Below are 16,795 nucleotides of genomic sequence, written 5' to 3' on the forward strand. Positions count from 1 at the left end.
ATGGCGACCTCGAGATCGCTATCGCTGGCAAGCCAGCTCCCACAGGTCCGTGTTTTCCTTTCACCCTACAATCCATCTCCCAGCAATCTGAGGTATTCAGGGCTGTCGCTGATGGAATTGTGCCCGGTGCCCGCAATCACCTGCAGCGTCGCTATGCCCTCAGGAAAATGGCTGAAGAGCCGCCGGGTACTGGCAGCGGGAATCACTTCGTCATGCTCGGCAGCGATCAGCCGTGTCGGTATCGTGATGTGTTCGGCATAGCGCCAGGACTCGAATTTATCCTGCAGCAGCCACTGCACCGGAAACCAGCGGAACTGGCGGACAGCGAGCTCCTCCAGGCTGTTGTAAGGCGTGATCAATAGCAACTTCGTCGCCGGGCGAGAACCGGCCAGGCGAATGGCCACGCCCGAACCCAGGCTGCGCCCGACCACGGCAATCTGCGGGTGGTCGGCGTAGACCTTGTCGAACAAGGCCATGGCGTCGCGGGCAATGGCTTCTTCGGAGGGCGAGCCGCTGCTGCCGCCGTAGCCCCGGTAATGCATGAAATACAGGGCATGCTCAGGAAAGGCCTGGGCGAATGGCGGCAGGCTGCGCGAGACGTCCTCGGCGTTGCCACCGAAGTAAATCAGCGCTTTTGGACCCACGTGCGGCCTGACCGAAACCAGTATCTGCGCGTCGTCGACGGGCAATGTAAGCAGCGTCGCGGCTGAGTCGACGGCGCGGGGTTGCGGGTAGTAGATGAGCGCGCGCTGAAACACGAACAGCGCAGCGCAAAGCGCCAGGTACAACGCTGCGAGGATGACGACGAGTAACATCAGGGTCCGGGACATTCGGCTAACGTTAGTGGGCGGCATTGACGGCTCCGGGGTGCTGTCAGAGTGTAGCTGGCGGTAAAGGAGGGGACCGATGCCCGATATTCCTCAATGGCTCAACGTACGGCCATCCGAACGATCGGCCCTGTGGCTGGGGTTCGCCTTCCATTTCTGCGTGCTCGCCAGCTATTACTTGGTGCGACCGTTGCGCGATGCCCTGGGGCTCGAAGGCGGCGCCGACAAGTTGCAGTGGCTGTTCACCGCCACTTTCGTGGTCATGTTACTGATGGTGCCCGTGTTCGGCGCGCTGGCGTCGCGCCTGCCGGCCACGCGGTTCGTGCCGCTGATCTACCGGGTGATCGCTGTGTCGATGCTGGTATTTGGCGGGCTGATCGCCAACCACGTCGCACCGGTCATGGTTGGTCGGGTGTTTTTTGTCTGGATCAGCATCTACAACCTGTTCATCGTCTCGATTTTCTGGAGCGTGCTGGTCGACCGCTTTTCCAGCGAGCAAGGGCGGCGACTGTTCGGATGCATCGCGGCGGGCGGCACCCTCGGCACGTTTGTCGGGCCGTTGCTGGCGGCGACCATGGCCACTCGTCTGGGGCCGATGGCTCTGACCGTCGCGGCGGCGCTGTTGCTGGAAATCGCCGTACGCTGCTATCGGGCACTGCTGTCGCGCACGCAGTCACAGTCCGGCAATCGGCTAATCGACGAACGGCGCATGGGCGGCAGCATGCTCGCCGGTATCACCCTGATTCTGCGCTCTCCCTACCTGCTGGGGCTGGTGCTGTTCATGCTGCTGCACACCAGTGCGGCGACCTTCTTGTATTTCGAGCAGGGACGGATTGTCGCTGGCAGCTACGCTGATACTGGCAGCAGGACGCAATTCTTCGCCGTCGTCGATCTGATCGTGTCGGCGCTGACCTTGACGTTCCAGCTGCTGCTGACGGCGCCGTTGATCCGCCTGGTGGGCATTGGCGGAGCGTTGGTCGCCCTGCCGATGGCGACGATCGTGGCATTCACCGCCATGGCGCTGGCACCGGTGCCGACCACCGTGGCGCTGGCCCAGGGCCTGCGCCGCGCGGTGGAGTTCGCCATCGTGCGCCCGGCGCGGGAGGTGTTGTGGACGGTGGTGAGCCGCGAGGAGAAGTACAAGGCCAAGAATGTGATCGAGACCCTGGTCTATCGTGGTGGTGATGCCGCCAGTGGCTGGTTGTCCGCCGGTTTGACGGCGCTGGGCACGGGGTTCGGTCTGGTGGCGGTGGCGATCGTGCCATTGGCCGGGTTGTGGGGCTGGTTGTGCCTGTGGCTGGCCAGGCAGCAGGCACGACGCGCCGAACCTGCACCACGGGAGAGGGACATGTCATGAGCCATGCGGATGGTTTCACCCGCAGGAAACTACTCACGCTGGCTGCCGGTGTTTCGGCGGTCTTCACGCTCGGTCCGGCGGTTGCGCAAACCGTGCTGTCGACGGGAACAGGAGGCAAAACCATGCAGACCCGCGCCATTCCTTCCAGCAACGAACCACTGCCCATCGTAGGGTTGGGCACCTATCGCGGGTTTGATGTCTCGCCCCAGGATCAGGCCTACCGGCAATTGCCCGGGGTGCTGCGTGCGTTGTTCGAGAAGGGCGGGACGGTGATCGACAGCTCGCCGATGTACGGTCGCGCGGAAGAGAACACGGGCGAATTGCTGTCGATCCACGAACCGCGCTCGCCGGCGTTTCTGGCGACCAAGGTGTGGACCCAGGGCCGCGAGGAAGGCATCGCGCAGATGGAGCAGTCGTTCAAGCTGTTGCAGACCGACCGCATCGACCTGATGCAGATCCACAATCTGCTGGACTGGCAAACCCATCTGCCGACCTTGCGGCGATGGAAGGAACAAGGGCGCATCCGCTACATCGGCATCACCCATTACACCTCGTCGGCTTATGAAGAAGTGGAAGCGGTGCTCAGGGCCGAGCCGCTGGACTTCCTGCAAATCAACTATGCCCTGGACGATCGCGGCGTCGAGAAGCGCCTCCTGCCGCTGTGCCGCGAGCGGGGCGTGGCAGTGATCTGCAACCGACCGTTCGGCGGCGGCGGGCTGATCGGCCGCTTGCAAGGCAAACCGCTACCCGGTTGGGCCGCACAAGTCGGGGTCAAGAGCTGGCCGCAGCTGGCACTCAAATTCATCCTGTCGCATTCGGCGGTGACTTGCGTCATCCCCGGCACCGGCAACCCGCGCTACATGACGGAAAACGCCGGCGCGGGCTTCGGTCCGATGCTCACCGATGCCCAGCGTCATCAGTTGATTGCGCTGGTGGAGTAGGACTGGAGCAAAATGAATTCCTGTGGCGAGGGAGTAAACTCCCTCGCCACAGGGTTCTCATGGGTTTGAGGATCTCATCAGGACTTCACAAAAGCTCTCCTATACTGTCCGCGTTGACTGGCTCGACTCCCCAATGACCATTACTGCAAGGAGATCAATCATGGCAATCCGTATTGGCGACGAAGCACCGGATTTCACCGCTGAAACCACCGAAGGCAAGATCAACTTTCACGAGTGGATCGGCGACAAGTGGGCCATTCTGTTTTCCCATCCGAAGGACTTTACCCCTGTCTGCACCACCGAGCTGGGTTACCTGGCCAAGCTCAAGCCTGAGTTCGACAAGCGCAACACCAAGATCCTCGGCCTGAGCATCGACCCGGTCAGCGACCATAACAAGTGGGTCGGTGACATCGAGGAGACCCAGGGCAATGCCGTCAACTATCCGCTGATCGGCGACGAAAACCTGGTGGTGGCCAAGCTCTACGACATGATTCACCCCAATGCCAGCGGCGGTTCGCGCACGGCCGTGGACAACGCCACGGTGCGTTCGGTGTTCCTTGTCGGGCCGGACAAGAAGATCAAGGCGATGCTGATCTACCCGATGAGCACCGGGCGCAATTTCGATGAAGTGCTGCGGTTGCTCGATTCGTTGCAACTCAATGCCAAGCACACCGTGGCGACCCCGGTGAACTGGCGTCCGGGGGAAGATGTGATCATCCCGACGTCGGTGTCCGACGAGGATGCGAAGAAGAAATACCCGGATGGCTTCAAGACCCTCAAGCCTTACTTGCGGACGGTGGCACAGCCGAAATAACCGTCAACTATAAATCGCCTTCGCGAGCAGGCTCTCTCCCACAGGTGGTCTTTGTCGGACACACATTCAGCGTCCACTGAAGATCCACTGTGGGAGCGAGCCTGCTCGCGAAGAGGCCCTTCAGTCACACCAGATATTTTCTAAACCACCCCAACGTCCGTTCCCACGCCAGTTTCGCTGCCGCCTCGTCATAACGCGGTGTGGAGTCATTGTGAAAGCCGTGGTTGGCGCCCGGGTAGATATGCGCTTCGTACGTCTTGCCCCCGGCCTTCAACGCCTGCTCATAAGCGGGCCAGCCTTCGTTGATCCGCGTATCCAGTTCACCGTAATGCAGCATCACCGGTGCCTTGATCCGCGGGACATCCTTGGCCTCCGGCTGGCGGCCATAAAACGACACCGCGGCACCCAACTCCGGATAGGCCACCGCCGCCGCATTGGTGACACCACCGCCGTAGCAGAACCCGGTAATGCCGACCTTGCCGCTGCCGGCGTCGTGTTTCATCAGCCATTCCACGGCGGCGAAAAAGTCGTTCATGAGCTTTTCCGGATCGATTTTGGCCTGCAGTTCCTTGCCCTTCTCATCGTTGCCGGGATAACCCCCGACCGAGCTCAGCCCGTCGGGGGCCAGGGCGATGAAACCGGCCTTGGCCAGTCGCCGGGCGACATCCTCGATGTAAGGGTTCAGGCCACGGTTTTCATGCACGACCACCACCGACGGGACCTTGCCGCTGGCCTTGGCCGGGCGCACGAGGTAGCCGCGAACCTGTCCGTGACCCTTGGGGGAAGGGTAGGTGATGTACTCGGCGATGATGTCCGGGTCGGTGAACTCGACCTGCTCGGCCAGGGCGTAGTTCGGGCTCAGGGACGCCAGCAGCGCACTGGCCGTCAATCCGCCAAAAGTGAACAGCGCCGCCCGGTCGAGAAACTCGCGCCGGTTGATCAGGCCATGGGCGTAATAGTCGTAGAGTTCCAGCAATTGGGGGGCAAAGTCTTTCGCAGTGAGACGGGGCATCTGTGCGCTTCCTCTTCTTCGACTGGTTGAACGCGATCCCACAGGGAATTTGTGTTTATTTCAGGCACTGCGCCCCGGCTTTCGCCACCTGCGCATCCTGCTCGGCCTTGACCCCGGACACCCCGACCGCGCCGATCACCTGGCCATCGACGATGATCGGCACGCCGCCTTCCAGCGAAGTCAGCAACGGAGCCGACAAAAAGGCCGTGCGTCCACCATTGACCATGTCTTCATAGCCCTTGGATTCGCGGCGGCCCAGGGCGGAAGTCCGTGCCTTTTCGGTCGCGATGTAGGCGCTGATGGGCGCGGCGCCGTCGAGGCGTTCGAGGGCCAGGGGATGGCCGCCGTCATCGACGACCACGATGGTCACCGGCCATTGGTTGGTTTGCGCTTCGGTCCGCGCCGCAGCGAGGATCTGGCCGATTTCGGTCTGGCTCAACACGGCTTTGCTTTTCATGAGCATCTCCAGGGTTCGGTTACGGCAAGGCGGCCTCGATCACTTCGATCCAGTGCCTCACCGGCGTGCGGCCTGCGCCGTCGAGGTGGGACTGACAGCCGATGTTGGCCGTGACAATGACCTCAGGGTAGCCGCTTTCCAGCGCATTCATCTTGTTGTCGCGCAGTTGCCGGGACAGTTCCGGCTGGGTCAGCGAATAGGTGCCCGCCGAGCCGCAGCACAGGTGGCCGTCGGGCACGAAGGTCAGGTTGAAGCCAAGGCGTTCGAGTACCGCTTCAACGGCGCCACCGAGTTTTTGCGCGTGCTGCAGGGTGCAGGGGCAATGAAAGGCCAGGCGCTGTGCGCTGTGGATGCCGAGCTTTTCGAGCGGCTCGTTACGCAACACCTCGACCAGGTCCCTGGCCAACGCACTGACCCGCTTGGCCTTGTCGGCATAGGCCGGATCGCGTTCGAGTAAATGGCCATAGTCCTTGATAAACGCGCCGCAACCGCTGGCGGTCTGCACGATGGCCTCGGCACCTTGTTCAATGCTTGGCCACCACGCGTCGATGTTGTGGCGGGCACGGTCAAGACCGGCCGCCTGGGCGTCCAGGTGATAATCCACGGCGCCGCAGCAACCGGCCTCGCGGTTCGGGGTGACGCTGATGCCGAGTCGATCCAGCACCCTGGCGGCAGCGGCGTTGGTATTGGGCGACAGGCCCGGTTGTACGCAACCTTCGAGCATCAAGACCTGGCGCGCATGGCGTGTGGTGGGGCGTGGTTTACTCGGCGTCGCACTGCGCGGCAGTTTGCTTTGCAGGGCGTCGGGCAGCAGCGCTCGGAACACCTGGCCGCTGTTGACCAGGCTTTTGAACAGATCCGGATGCGGCACGACCGTGCGCAACCCCTCACGCAACAAACGCTGGCCGATCGGACGTGGCACCGCCGCATCGACCACCGCACGGCCGATGTCCAGCAGGTTGTGGTAATCGACACCCGACGGGCAGGTGGTTTCGCAGTTTCGACACGACAGGCAGCGGTCCAGGTGTTGTTGGGTCTTTTGCGTGACCTCGTTGCCTTCGAGCACCTGTTTGATCAGGTAAATGCGTCCGCGCGGGCCATCCAGCTCATCACCGAGCAATTGATAGGTCGGGCAGGTGGCGTTGCAGAAGCCGCAGTGCACGCAAGTGCGCAGGATGCTGTCGGCCTCTTCGGCGCGGGGCAGTCGGCGGGCTTTTTCGCTCAAGGTGGTCTGCATGATTCAAAGCTCCGCGTACAGGCGACCGGGGTTGAAAATACCCCGGGGATCGAGTTGCTGCTTCAGACTCTGGTGGTAGCGCATCAGGGCAGGGGGCAATGGCTGGAACGGGCTGTCGATCAGGCCATGGCTGTAGCAGGTCACATGTCCGCCGACTTCTTCGACGACTTTGCGAATGAAGGACGCTTGGGCGTCGGACTTCAGCCAGCGCTGGGCGCCGCCCCAGTCGATCAGTTGCCGGCCGGGGAGGGACAGTTTTGGCGTGTTGTTGGGCAACGATAGACGCCACAGTGGCTGGTCTTCATCGAAGAAGCTCAAGCGCTGTTCGTTGAGATCCGCCCAATAAGACGCCGCCAGCAACTCGCCACCCAAGCGGTCATGGGCCGCCGTCACCGAGCCTTCGCCACCCTCGAGCCGCAGATGCAGGCGCTCACCGTCATGGCACGCGGCACTGATCGGCAAGGGTTGCTGGCCCCATTGCGCGAGATTCAACAGGGCGCGCTCGCTGTTCATTTCCAGGCTGATGCTCAAGGTTCGCCGGGGCTTGGGCAGGACTTTGAGCGAGACTTCCGTGATCAGGCCCAGGGTGCCGTAACTGCCGGCCATCAACCGCGACAAGTCATAGCCGGCGACGTTTTTCATCACCTCGCCGCCGAAACGCAGATGCTTGCCGAGGCCTGTGATCACCCGTGTGCCCAGAACGAAATCCCTGACCGAACCCGACCAGGGGCGCCTTGGCCCCGACAGGCCGCAGGCAATCATGCCGCCGACGGTGGCGCCGTCACCGAAAGAAGGCGGTTCGCAGGGCAGCATCTGGTGCGCGGCATCCAGCACTTGCATCAGTTGCGCCAGTGGCGTGCCGCAGCGCGCGGTCATCACCAGCTCGGTCGGGTCATAGCTGACGATGCCCCGGTGGGAACGGGTGTCGAGTATCTCGCCAGCACCGATGCGTCCGAGGAATGCCTTGCTGTTGGAGCCTTGTATGCGCAATGGCGTGGCGTTTTCCAGCGCCTGATTGATCTGCTCCAGCAGTGCGTTGCTGTCATCGTTGCCACCTGTACCGTACATCAGAAACGCTCCAGGTCAGGGAAGGGCAGTTGCCCGGCATGAATGTGCATTGCGCCGAATTCGGCGCAGCGGTGCAGGGTCGGAATGTTCTTGCCGGGGTTGAGCAGACCGCTCGGATCAAACGCCGCCTTGACCCCGTGGAACAGCGTCAGCTCATCGCTGTTGAACTGCGCGCACATCTGATTGATCTTCTCGCGGCCCACGCCGTGTTCCCCGGTGATGCTGCCGCCGACCTTCACACACAACTCCAGTATTTTGCCGCCCAGGTTTTCGGCGCGCTCAAGCTCCCCTGGCGTATTGGCATCGAACAGAATCAGCGGATGCATGTTGCCGTCACCGGCGTGGAACACGTTGGCCACCCGCAGGCCGTATTCGGCCGACAGTTCGGCGATGGCTTTCAGAACACCGGGCAACTCGCGCCGGGGGATGGTGCCATCCATGCAGTAATAGTCCGGCGACAAGCGGCCCACCGCCGGAAAGGCGTTCTTGCGTCCGGCCCAGAAACGCACGCGCTCGGCCTCGTCCTTGGCCAGGCGCACTTCGGTGGCGCCGGCCTGCTCGAGCACCTGGCGCACACGCTCGCAATCATCGCGAACATCGGCTTCGACGCCATCGAGCTCACAGAGCAGAATAGCCTCGGCGTCGACCGGATAACCGGCGTGGATAAAGTCCTCGGCGGCGCGGATGGCCAGGTTGTCCATCATCTCAAGGCCGCCCGGGATGATGCCGGCGGCAATGATGTCGCCGACGGCGCGTCCGGCCTTTTCCACGGAATCGAACGCCGCCAGCAGCACCTTGGCGGACTGTGGTTTAGGCAGCAGTTTGACCGTCACCTCGGTGATCACCCCGAGCATGCCTTCGGAACCGGTGAACAGCGCGAGCAGGTCCAGGCCCGGCGAGTCGAGGGCGTTCGAACCCAGGCTCAGGTATTCGCCGTCGACAGTGAGGATGTCGACCTTGAGTACGTTGTGCACGGTCAGACCGTACTTCAGGCAGTGCACGCCACCTGCGTTTTCGGCGACGTTGCCGCCGATGGAGCAGGCGATTTGCGACGATGGGTCCGGCGCGTAGTAGAGACCGTACTGCGCGGCGGCCTGGGAAATCGCCAGATTGCGCACCCCCGGCTGGACCCGCGCCGTGCGGGCAGCGGGGTCGATGTGCAGAATCTGGTTGAAGCGCGCCATCACCAGCAGCACGCCTTTTTCCAGGGGCAAGGCGCCGCCGGACAAACCGGTGCCGGCCCCCCGGGCAACCACCGGCACCTGCATTTCATGGCAGAGCCGGAGTACGCCCTGAACCTGCGCGATGTCGCGTGGCAGCACCACCAGCATCGGTGTGGTGCGGTAGGCCGAGAGACCGTCGCATTCGTACGGCTTGAGTTCTTCCTGCTGATGCAGGATTTCCAGCTCGGGCATCCGCATTTGCAGGGCTTGCAATAGCGCGCTTTTGTCGACGTCAGGCAGGGCGCCGTCAACGCGTTCATCGTAAAGAATGTTCATCGGCGATCGACACTCGTTTTGTCGTTATGTGAGGTCTGTTTCCGCAAACCAGTGGCTGTCCATGCCTTGTTTGTGTGCGCGAAGAGGCTTTCTACTCAATAAGTTTCGCTTGGAACTGCGGATGCGCAAGGCAACCACCATACAACTGTGGGAGCGAGCCTGCTCGCGAATGGGGTGGAACATCAAGCATCCCAGTGCCTGACACACCGCCTTCGCGAGCCGGCTCGCTCCCACAGTTCAACAGTCCGGGGTCCCCGGACCTATCGACTCAATGCCCACCCACCACCATAAGGCTGAACGGCGACACATAAGCCTGCAACGTCACCAGGCCGCCGACAAGGATCGCCAGAATGATCGAGTGGAAGAACACATAACGCAGGATTTCCCCTTCGTGCCCGTACCAGCGGGTGGCGGTGGAGGCGACCACGATGGATTGGGCGTCGACCATCTTGCCCATGACCCCGCCGGAGCTGTTGGCGGCGGCCATCAACACCGGGCTGAGTCCCAATTGCTCGGCGGTGACTTTCTGCAGCCCGCCGAACAACACGTTGGAGGCCGTGTCCGAGCCGGTCAGGGCCACGCCGAGCCAGCCGAGCAGGGTGCCGAACATCGGGTAGAAAATCCCCGTCGCGGCAAACGCCAGGCCCATGGTCGCGTCCAGCCCCGAGTAGCGTGTGAGGAAGCCGAGGGCAAGCATCGCAACAATGGTGATCAAGGAGTAGCGCACGACCCAGATCGTTCGAAGGTATTGGTGGATCAATTGCGGTATGGAATAGCCCATCAGCAAGCCGCCGAGGATGGCCGACAGCAGGATGCCGGTGCCGGTGCTGGTGAACCAGGTGAATTTGTAGATTGCTTCCTCCGTTTTCACAGCAGGCACTACCGGCGGAACCTTCTCGATTTGTTGGTGAATGGTGGTGAAGGTCACGGTCGGGGCGAAGATCGGGTTGGGTTCGCGCAGCGGTTTGCCCTGGGGATCAAGCTTGGCCGAATGGGTGACCGGATCGATCGCCGGGCGGGTGTCGAACATGTTCTTGAAGCTCTGGGTGCCCCAGGCAAACACGAAGACGGTGAGGATGATCCAGGGCATCCACGCGCGCATGACCGCGGGCTTTGCCTCGTTGGCAAAGGCTGCGCTGGCAACGGGTTGCTCATCATGTTCTTCGGCAATCTTGGAATCGTCTACTCGCCCGGACAACGCGGCGGAGGTGTGCACGGTGGCCGGTTTCCAGACCTTGAGGAAGCCGGTCAGGCAGGCCATGGAAATCAGCGCGGCGATCACGTCCACCAGCATCGGCCCGTGATAGTTGGACACGATGAACTGCGGGATGGCGAAACTGACCCCGGTGACGATGATCGCCGGCCAGATTTCCACCATCTTGCGCCAACCGGCGAAAGCCCAGATCAACCAGAACGGCACGATCACCGAGAAGAACGGCAGTTGCCGGCCAACCATCATCGACAGTTCCATTTCATCCAGCCCGGTGACCTTGGCCAGGGTGATGATCGGCGTACCTAATGCGCCGAACGCCACCGGCGCGGTATTGGCGATCAGTGCCAGGCCCGAGGCGGCCAGTGGTGAAAAGCCCAAGCCGATCAGAATCGCCCCGGTCACCGCCACCGGTGTACCGAAGCCGGCGGCGCCCTCGAAAAAGGCGCCGAAGCAGAAGGCGATCAACAGCAGCTGCAAACGGCGGTCGTCGGTGATGCGTGCCAGGGAGTCCTGCAGCACTTTGAACGAGCCGTTCTCGGTGGTCAGTCGGTGCAGAAAGATGATGTTCAACACAATCCAGCCGATCGGCAACAGACCGTTGGCCGCACCGTACAGCGCCGCGGAACCGGCCATGTTGGCGGGCATGCCGAAGGCGAAGATGGCGATCACCAGCGCCGAGGCCAGGGCGAGCAGTGCCGCCAGATGCGCCTTGACATGGAAGAACGCCAGGGCGGCGAGCATCACCACCACGGGGATAGCGGCCATCAAGGTAGAGATGAGCGGGTTGTTGAACGGATCGTAGATTTGCTGCCAGACCATGTTCCACCTCTGCTTCTTATTGTTGGAAATGCAGACCCCTGGGGGGGGAGGTGGCTTGTAGTATAGGTGGCATTACGCCGCTGTCAGGTTCAGGCTCCAGTACCGGGAATCAGCGCATTTCAGGGGCTGAGCTAGCATTGCCAATAGGGTCTGAATCCAGCAAGGGGAGGAAAACCGCAATGACTGAGCGACATCTGGAACACAAGGAGACACTGTCGAACGGATGCAGCATCAGGGTCAAGGCCGAGATATTGAAAGACGGTTCGTTGGGCATGTTCATCGGTGTCTACTGGCCCGACGGCTCGGTCATCGATGAGAACCACGATCCCAAGCCCCATATGCTGGACATGGAAGCGGCGATGGATTGGGGGATTGATATTGCCAAGGGGATTGGCAATAGCCAGCGGACGTTGTGAGGCAGGTTTTGAATCTTCACCGAACTGTAGGAGCGAGGCTTGCCCGCGAAGCGTTTGGCGTTTTCGAGGACGCCTTCGCGAGCAAGCTTCGCTCCTACAGGCGCAGGTGTTGTCAGATTGCTGATCTGTAGCCGCTGGCACGCGCGATAAAGGCCGCTACGACGATCAACGACTGCAAATTTCGCCGATAGCATTTTTCTGTCCTGTGGCGTTTGCCACAAAATCAAAACGGTCTAAAAATGCCGTTGCTCACTTCGAGGGCTTTGCTAATCTTGAACTTGTAGGTGAAAACGCAGACTGATGCGCAAGCGGATAGCGAGGACGCGTGGGGCGCGCTCCGAAGGGTACACGGTTAGAAAGATCTCCGCGCTGAGATCCAGCCCTTATGCCGTGTGAAGCAGGACAGCGCATTGCTGTACCTGTGAGAGTCCTGATAAACCTCGTAAGCCAGAGACCAGCACTGGCCACCTACTAAAACCTCCCAGAGCCCGCCTTGTGCGGGCTTTTTAATGCCTGTCGGAAATTGGATGCGGCTTATTGCTTTTTTGTGGGAGCGAGCCTGCTCGCGATGAACTTGAATGCACCGCGTTAATCCAGATTGAACGCGTCATCGTTAACGTCCATCGCGAGCAGAGCTCGCTCCTACAGGAAGGTGTTAAACCAGGTTGATCGTCACATCGATGTTGCCACGGGTCGCCTTGGAGTACGGGCAGGTCTGGTGCGCGGTGTCCACCAGGGTGCGGGCCAGCACAGGGTCCACGCCCGGCAGGCTGACATTCAGGCGCGCCTGGAGAAAAAATGCGGTGTCGGTCTTGCCCAGGTCGATTTCGGTGGCGACGCTGGCGTCAGCCGGCAAGCTCACCTTCAACGCCGCCGCGGCCTTGCCCATGGCACCGATGAAACACGCCGACCAGCCGGCACCGAGCAGTTGTTCCGGGTTGGTGCCGCTGTCGGAAGAGCCTATCGGGGAAAGCTTGACGTTCAGACGGCCATCGTCGCTGCGGGACTCACCTTGGCGGCCGCCGGTGGTGACGGTCTTGCCGGTGTACAGCACGGTTTCGATTTGATTGATCATGGGGGCTCCTGAAGGATTTCGGTGTTGAGGCCTGGATGTCGCTCGATTGATCGAAGAACACCTGAAGGGCAACCCGCGCACTCTTTCACCCTCATGTACGCCGTGTGTGTCTTGAACCGGCGGTTGTGTATCGCTGTGTAGCTTCGGCGGGCAAACATACACAGCGATACAAATCACCTGACTCCAGAACGCCACCCAGCGTTCAAGCACCCGCTTTGGCTTCCTCAGTAGTGAATTTGCGCAGGGCCTTGTAGCCGGCCCAGTCAAAACTTTTCAGGAATTCGGCCGCGCAGTGGGCACCTTCGAGAAAAAGTTTTATTTTGTTTTGATCTGACATATTGAAGTCGAGCCAGTTGAAGCCTTGCGCAGGAATCCAGGTCACCAGTTTGTTGTAGTCCGGGTTGCGGTGAATGAAGTCAAAGTCGAGCGTATGCCGCGCCGCATTGAAAATGGTAGCGAATAGATCCAAAGGGCCGTCAATGACTCTCAGGCGTTTGTCCATTTCGAGTTTGACGCCAAAGGTCGGAGCACTGGGTATTTTTTTAGTGTTGTGAAATACATCAATCGGGAAGTTCGACATGATGCCGCCGTCAATGAAAAGAGCCTCACTCGGAAGCCGGCCTTCTTCCACAATGCGGTAACTGGCTAAAGTGTCCCAGCGTTTTTCTGCCTCTGGCCCCTTGGGAATGCGAGTAACTTTCATGGGATGGAAAAAGTAAGGGATCGACATCGAGGCCCTGGCGAACAGCGCAGGATTAATCTTATCTACGTCCTTCCAATAGAGTTCTGCCATGCGAGGGAACTCGACTTTGGTTTCTGTTGTGACGTCCGCGGCGATGATTGCGAGGCGGAAAAAATCCTTGGCAGGTTTTTCGAAGCCTTCGTTGGACCTGAGTCGTAACCCGTCAGGCACGGTTTGCATCCGTTTCCTTAAACCGGCCAGGTCGACAATGCCCTCTCTTTTCAGGAGTTGACTCAGCCATTCAGTGAAGGCATTACCTGGATTCAATCCCAGATTACTTTGCAGGTTATCGATGACCTGCGCCGCCTTGAAGGCAAGCTTGAAATGACCCGCGCCATTTACCCAACTCTCGATCAAGTCCCGGGCGTCGGCGTCACCGTCCACGAAGTCGAAGAAGTTCTTGTTCGCCAACTCCATTAGCAACTTCTCGCCTTTTGGTTGCCCCGGTTCAGCCAGAGCAGCCACTAACAGGGCATTGATCGAGCCTGCCGAAGTGCCGCCTACGCCCAAAAACCGTATTCCCAATTGCTCCAGCACATAGGTGTATCCCACCAAGGCTATGCCGAGCATTCCCCCGCCTTCCATCACCAGGTCGACATACTGATTTCCTTGCGCATCGACAATGTCGCTGAACTCCTTGCCTTTACAGGCTGTCTTTGCGTTTCTCAGGATTTTCAGTAGATCTTCATTGTTTTTGAAGTCGTTGAGATTCATGTTGACCTCAATGTACGAGAGGGTTGAAGTAACTGTGCAGCGTCAGTGAGTTGCAATCTAGTCTTCAATTTTTTTAGTGCAAGGAGGATTGATTGGATAGTTAAGTGACAGTTAGGCTGATTTGGAGTAGCCGACTTGTTTTTTATTGCGGCTATATTTTGAAGTAGTAGAAAGTGCCATCGTACCAGGGCTGTAGTTGTTATCAGCCGGACATCAAGCCGCTTATGTACAGCCTGTTGAGATCCCGAAGACGCACGCGCGCTCGCCGTGCGTCTTTTCGTTTGTGGCGTTATTGCGCCTTGTGCACCGCCTGGATGATGACCTTGGCCACGTCCGAGGGGCGCGATTGCTGGGGCACGTGACTGGTTTCAAGTTCGGTCACTTGCGCGCCGATTTTCTTCGCGAATGCACGCTGCAGGTCGGGTTGGATCATGTGATCTTCCCGCGCTACGACGTACCACGACGGTTTGCCTTTCCAGGCCGCGACGCTGGTTTTGTCGTCAAAGGCCGACGCGCGGATCGGTCCCTGGGTGGCGGCCATGATGGCGGTCTGCTCGGCAGGGAGATCCTGGGCAAATCCTGTCGCCATGCCCTGTGGCGTCATGTAGAGAAAGCCGTTCTTGTCGGCGGCAATGTCCTTCACCCCCGACGGGGCGGGGTAGTCCTTGCCCAGGTCCTTGCTGGCCTGGCCCGCATCCGGTGCAAACGCGGCGACGTACACCAGGCCACGAACCTTCTTGTCGGTTCCCGCCTGACTGATTACCGTACCGCCCCAGGAGTGCCCGACCAGCACCACGTTGTTGTCCTGATTGTTCAAGACGCGCTGGGTCGCCGCCACGTCGTCAGCCAGCGAGGTCAACGGGTTCTGCACCACGGTGACCTTGATGCCTTCGGCTTGCAGCAACGGAACGACCTTGGCCCAGTCGGACCCGTCGGCGAAGGCGCCGTGGACGATGACCACCGAGGGTTGCGTGGTGGCGGCATGGCTGGCGACGGTAAACAGCGAAGCGGTCATGGCGAGGGCGAGGGCAAGCGTCTTGGGTTTGAACATGATCAGAACTCCTGTGGTTGGTGAGGTCCAGTTTCAGCAATACCCGGATGTTCAGGTATCGGTCGTTTATCCGAGGCGAGCGATAAATTTTCAGCGATGGTAGGGAGAGCACCATGTCGGACCGTGACTGTATTGAGCTGGAAGGCGCCATTCTCGCGTTGTCCATGGTGGGCGACCTGAGCATGGGGCAGCCTTTCGACCAGTCACGTCGCACGGCGCGCCTGGCCGGGTGGTTGGCGCAAACGTGCAATGGCGCCGGCGATCATCAGGAGGTGGCGCGGCAGGTGGCGCTGCTGCGCTGGTCGGGGTGTACCGCCAACGCCGAGGGCTTCACGCGTCTGCTGGGCGATGATGTGGGCGGGCGCAACGCGATGCTCAGTCAGACCCTCAACGCTGCCGGGCAACGGGCGATGCGCAAGTCCACGCCCCTGGCGCAAATCCATTGCGAAGTGTCTGGCGACATCGCCCGCACGCTGGGCTTGAATGCCGCGGCCGAACACGGGTTGCGCCATGTATTCGAACAATACGATGGCGAAGGCAAGCCCCTTGGCCTGCGACACCCCGAGGTGCCGGAGGTGGTGTATCAGGTGCTGCTGGCCGGTGATCTGGAAATCCTGTCCCGGGTCCACGGTCTGGAGGCTGCGTTGGAGTGGATCGCGACCCAGGGCGATCGTCGCTATCCGGCTTCCCTGGCCAGCGAGCTTTCGCGTTATGCCGAAGACTGGTTGCAGCAGCTGCGCACGCCACAAGTGCCTCCCGCTATTTCGCCGGAGCCTGGCGGGACGGTGTCGCTGACCCTGGTCGGCGATGTCATCGATCTCAAGTTGCCATGGCTGGCGGGATACTCGCGGCGATCGTCGGAGCTGGTGCGGGAAGCCGCCCGGCTGTCGGGGCTGGCGCAGCCATCGGTCGACGCGTTGGGCCAGGCGGCGCTGATCCACGGCATCGGCCGGGCCGCAGTGCCCAACCGGATCTGGAACACACCGGGCACGCTGCTTGAAGGCGATCTTGAACAAGTGCGGCTTGTGCCTTACTGGACGTTGCGCGCCAGCAGTCAGGTGGCCGAACTGACGGTGCCGGGGCAACTGGCTGCCCACGCTTACGAACGCCTCGACGGCAGCGGCTATTTTCGCGGCTTGAGCGGCGAAACCTTGCACACCGAACATTGCCTGCTGGCGGCCGCCTTGGCCTGGCAGGCGCTGTGCTCCGATCGGCCATGGCGCCCGGCTTTCAGTGCGCAAGCGGCGCAGCAGTTGTTGCTCGACGAGGCGACGCAGGGGCGTTTCGATACGCGCGCGTGTCAGGCGGTCATCGCCGCCGCCCGTGGCGAGACGAGCGTTGCGCCCGGCAAAGCGAACGGTGGCCCGCTGTCCGAGCGCGAGACGGAAATCCTGCGGCGCATCAGCCTGGGCGGCAGCAACAAAGAGGTGGCGCGCCAGCTCGGCATCAGCCCGAGCACGGTGCGCACCCATGTCGAGAGCGTGTTCCGAAAACTGCAATGCACCACCCGCGCGGCCGCGACGCTCAAGGCGCTGACGCTGGGTCTGATCTGA

At 61.0% G+C, this 16,795-nt stretch carries 15 protein-coding genes; 5 read left to right on the forward strand and 10 right to left on the reverse strand.

All coding sequences use genetic code 11. The annotated features are described in order from the left end of the window. Positions 1-65: 65 nt before the first annotated feature. On the reverse strand, positions 66-854 hold the full coding sequence (locus tag ACW9HW_RS07030) for an alpha/beta hydrolase (RefSeq protein WP_095195240.1): 789 nt from the start codon (positions 852-854) through the stop codon (positions 66-68). Positions 855-906: 52 nt separating this feature from the next. Here ACW9HW_RS07030 and ACW9HW_RS07035 point away from each other — a divergent pair, with 52 nt between their 5' ends. The 3 genes from ACW9HW_RS07035 (at position 907) to ACW9HW_RS07045 (ending at position 3,939) form a co-directional block, all read left to right on the forward strand. Beyond that, positions 907-2,184 carry an NTP/NDP exchange transporter gene (locus ACW9HW_RS07035; protein WP_457399100.1) on the forward strand — a complete coding sequence of 426 codons (1,278 nt, stop codon included), beginning with the start codon at positions 907-909 and terminating at the stop codon, positions 2,182-2,184. Beyond that, entirely contained in the window at positions 2,181-3,125 is a 945-nt protein-coding gene (locus ACW9HW_RS07040; protein ID WP_457399101.1) for an aldo/keto reductase, read from the forward strand. The genes ACW9HW_RS07035 and ACW9HW_RS07040 overlap by 4 nt, the downstream gene beginning before the upstream one ends. 160 nt (positions 3,126-3,285) lie before the next feature. Continuing rightward, the gene (locus ACW9HW_RS07045) at positions 3,286-3,939 is read left to right on the forward strand and encodes a peroxiredoxin (RefSeq protein ID WP_457399103.1); all 654 of its coding nucleotides are present in this window, start codon (positions 3,286-3,288) and stop codon (positions 3,937-3,939) included. 124 nt (positions 3,940-4,063) lie between these two features. On the opposite strand, the gene yghX is transcribed toward ACW9HW_RS07045, so the two are convergent. From yghX to ACW9HW_RS07075, 6 genes are all read right to left on the reverse strand, one after another. After that, entirely contained in the window at positions 4,064-4,951 is an 888-nt protein-coding gene (gene yghX, locus ACW9HW_RS07050) for a YghX family hydrolase (protein ID WP_095195244.1), read from the reverse strand. Between the two features lie 55 nt (positions 4,952-5,006). Beyond that, a complete protein-coding gene (locus ACW9HW_RS07055; protein WP_095195245.1) occupies positions 5,007-5,408 on the reverse strand; it encodes a heme-binding protein in 402 nt (133 codons plus the stop codon). Positions 5,409-5,427: 19 nt separating this feature from the next. Next, positions 5,428-6,645 carry a glycolate oxidase subunit GlcF gene (glcF, locus tag ACW9HW_RS07060; protein ID WP_457399106.1) on the reverse strand — a complete coding sequence of 406 codons (1,218 nt, stop codon included), beginning with the start codon at positions 6,643-6,645 and terminating at the stop codon, positions 5,428-5,430. A 3-nt stretch (positions 6,646-6,648) separates the two neighbouring features. Beyond that, positions 6,649-7,713, reverse strand: coding sequence for a glycolate oxidase subunit GlcE (glcE, locus tag ACW9HW_RS07065; protein ID WP_457399108.1), 1,065 nt, complete (start codon positions 7,711-7,713; stop codon positions 6,649-6,651). Beyond that, on the reverse strand, positions 7,713-9,212 hold the full coding sequence (glcD, locus tag ACW9HW_RS07070) for a glycolate oxidase subunit GlcD (RefSeq protein ID WP_095195248.1): 1,500 nt from the start codon (positions 9,210-9,212) through the stop codon (positions 7,713-7,715). Before glcD ends, glcE begins: the two co-directional genes overlap by 1 nt. 268 nt (positions 9,213-9,480) lie before the next feature. After that, a complete protein-coding gene (locus ACW9HW_RS07075) occupies positions 9,481-11,244 on the reverse strand; it encodes an L-lactate permease (RefSeq protein WP_457399110.1) in 1,764 nt (587 codons plus the stop codon). A 179-nt stretch (positions 11,245-11,423) separates the two neighbouring features. Between ACW9HW_RS07075 and ACW9HW_RS07080 the strand changes: the two genes are divergently transcribed. Further along, positions 11,424-11,660 (forward strand): hypothetical protein, encoded by a 237-nt coding sequence (locus ACW9HW_RS07080; protein ID WP_095195250.1) that lies wholly within the window; start codon positions 11,424-11,426, stop codon positions 11,658-11,660. Positions 11,661-12,315: 655 nt separating this feature from the next. Here ACW9HW_RS07080 and ACW9HW_RS07085 read toward each other — a convergent pair. The 3 genes from ACW9HW_RS07085 to ACW9HW_RS07095 form a co-directional block, all read right to left on the reverse strand. After that, positions 12,316-12,735 (reverse strand): organic hydroperoxide resistance protein, encoded by a 420-nt coding sequence (locus ACW9HW_RS07085; RefSeq protein WP_457399111.1) that lies wholly within the window; start codon positions 12,733-12,735, stop codon positions 12,316-12,318. Between the two features lie 202 nt (positions 12,736-12,937). After that, a complete protein-coding gene (locus tag ACW9HW_RS07090) occupies positions 12,938-14,191 on the reverse strand; it encodes a patatin-like phospholipase family protein (RefSeq protein ID WP_457399114.1) in 1,254 nt (417 codons plus the stop codon). Between the two features lie 289 nt (positions 14,192-14,480). Next, positions 14,481-15,242: an alpha/beta hydrolase gene (locus ACW9HW_RS07095; RefSeq protein ID WP_095195253.1), complete on the reverse strand. Its 762-nt coding sequence runs from the start codon at positions 15,240-15,242 to the stop codon at positions 14,481-14,483. A 113-nt stretch (positions 15,243-15,355) separates the two neighbouring features. Between ACW9HW_RS07095 and ACW9HW_RS07100 the strand changes: the two genes are divergently transcribed. Further along, positions 15,356-16,795 (forward strand): HD domain-containing phosphohydrolase, encoded by a 1,440-nt coding sequence (locus ACW9HW_RS07100; protein WP_457399117.1) that lies wholly within the window; start codon positions 15,356-15,358, stop codon positions 16,793-16,795.

It is taken from the genome of Pseudomonas sp. SDO5532_S415 (genome assembly GCF_054071155.1).

Bases quoted from the DNA above. Each gene is read 5' to 3' on its own strand.
- ACW9HW_RS07100 (WP_457399117.1), top strand. From the start codon at position 15,356: ATGTCGGACCGTGACTGTATTGAGCTGGAAGGCGCCATTCTCGCGTTG.
- ACW9HW_RS07040 (WP_457399101.1), top strand. From the start codon at position 2,181: ATGAGCCATGCGGATGGTTTCACCCGCAGGAAACTACTCACGCTGGCT.
- ACW9HW_RS07075 (WP_457399110.1), bottom strand. From the start codon at position 11,244: ATGGTCTGGCAGCAAATCTACGATCCGTTCAACAACCCGCTCATCTCT.
- ACW9HW_RS07045 (WP_457399103.1), top strand. From the start codon at position 3,286: ATGGCAATCCGTATTGGCGACGAAGCACCGGATTTCACCGCTGAAACC.
- ACW9HW_RS07055 (WP_095195245.1), bottom strand. From the start codon at position 5,408: ATGAAAAGCAAAGCCGTGTTGAGCCAGACCGAAATCGGCCAGATCCTC.
- ACW9HW_RS07030 (WP_095195240.1), bottom strand. From the start codon at position 854: ATGCCGCCCACTAACGTTAGCCGAATGTCCCGGACCCTGATGTTACTC.
- ACW9HW_RS07085 (WP_457399111.1), bottom strand. From the start codon at position 12,735: ATGATCAATCAAATCGAAACCGTGCTGTACACCGGCAAGACCGTCACC.
- glcD (WP_095195248.1), bottom strand. From the start codon at position 9,212: ATGAACATTCTTTACGATGAACGCGTTGACGGCGCCCTGCCTGACGTC.
- glcF (WP_457399106.1), bottom strand. From the start codon at position 6,645: ATGCAGACCACCTTGAGCGAAAAAGCCCGCCGACTGCCCCGCGCCGAA.
- yghX (WP_095195244.1), bottom strand. From the start codon at position 4,951: ATGCCCCGTCTCACTGCGAAAGACTTTGCCCCCCAATTGCTGGAACTC.
- ACW9HW_RS07095 (WP_095195253.1), bottom strand. From the start codon at position 15,242: ATGTTCAAACCCAAGACGCTTGCCCTCGCCCTCGCCATGACCGCTTCG.
- glcE (WP_457399108.1), bottom strand. From the start codon at position 7,713: ATGTACGGTACAGGTGGCAACGATGACAGCAACGCACTGCTGGAGCAG.
- ACW9HW_RS07035 (WP_457399100.1), top strand. From the start codon at position 907: ATGCCCGATATTCCTCAATGGCTCAACGTACGGCCATCCGAACGATCG.
- ACW9HW_RS07080 (WP_095195250.1), top strand. From the start codon at position 11,424: ATGACTGAGCGACATCTGGAACACAAGGAGACACTGTCGAACGGATGC.
- ACW9HW_RS07090 (WP_457399114.1), bottom strand. From the start codon at position 14,191: ATGAATCTCAACGACTTCAAAAACAATGAAGATCTACTGAAAATCCTG.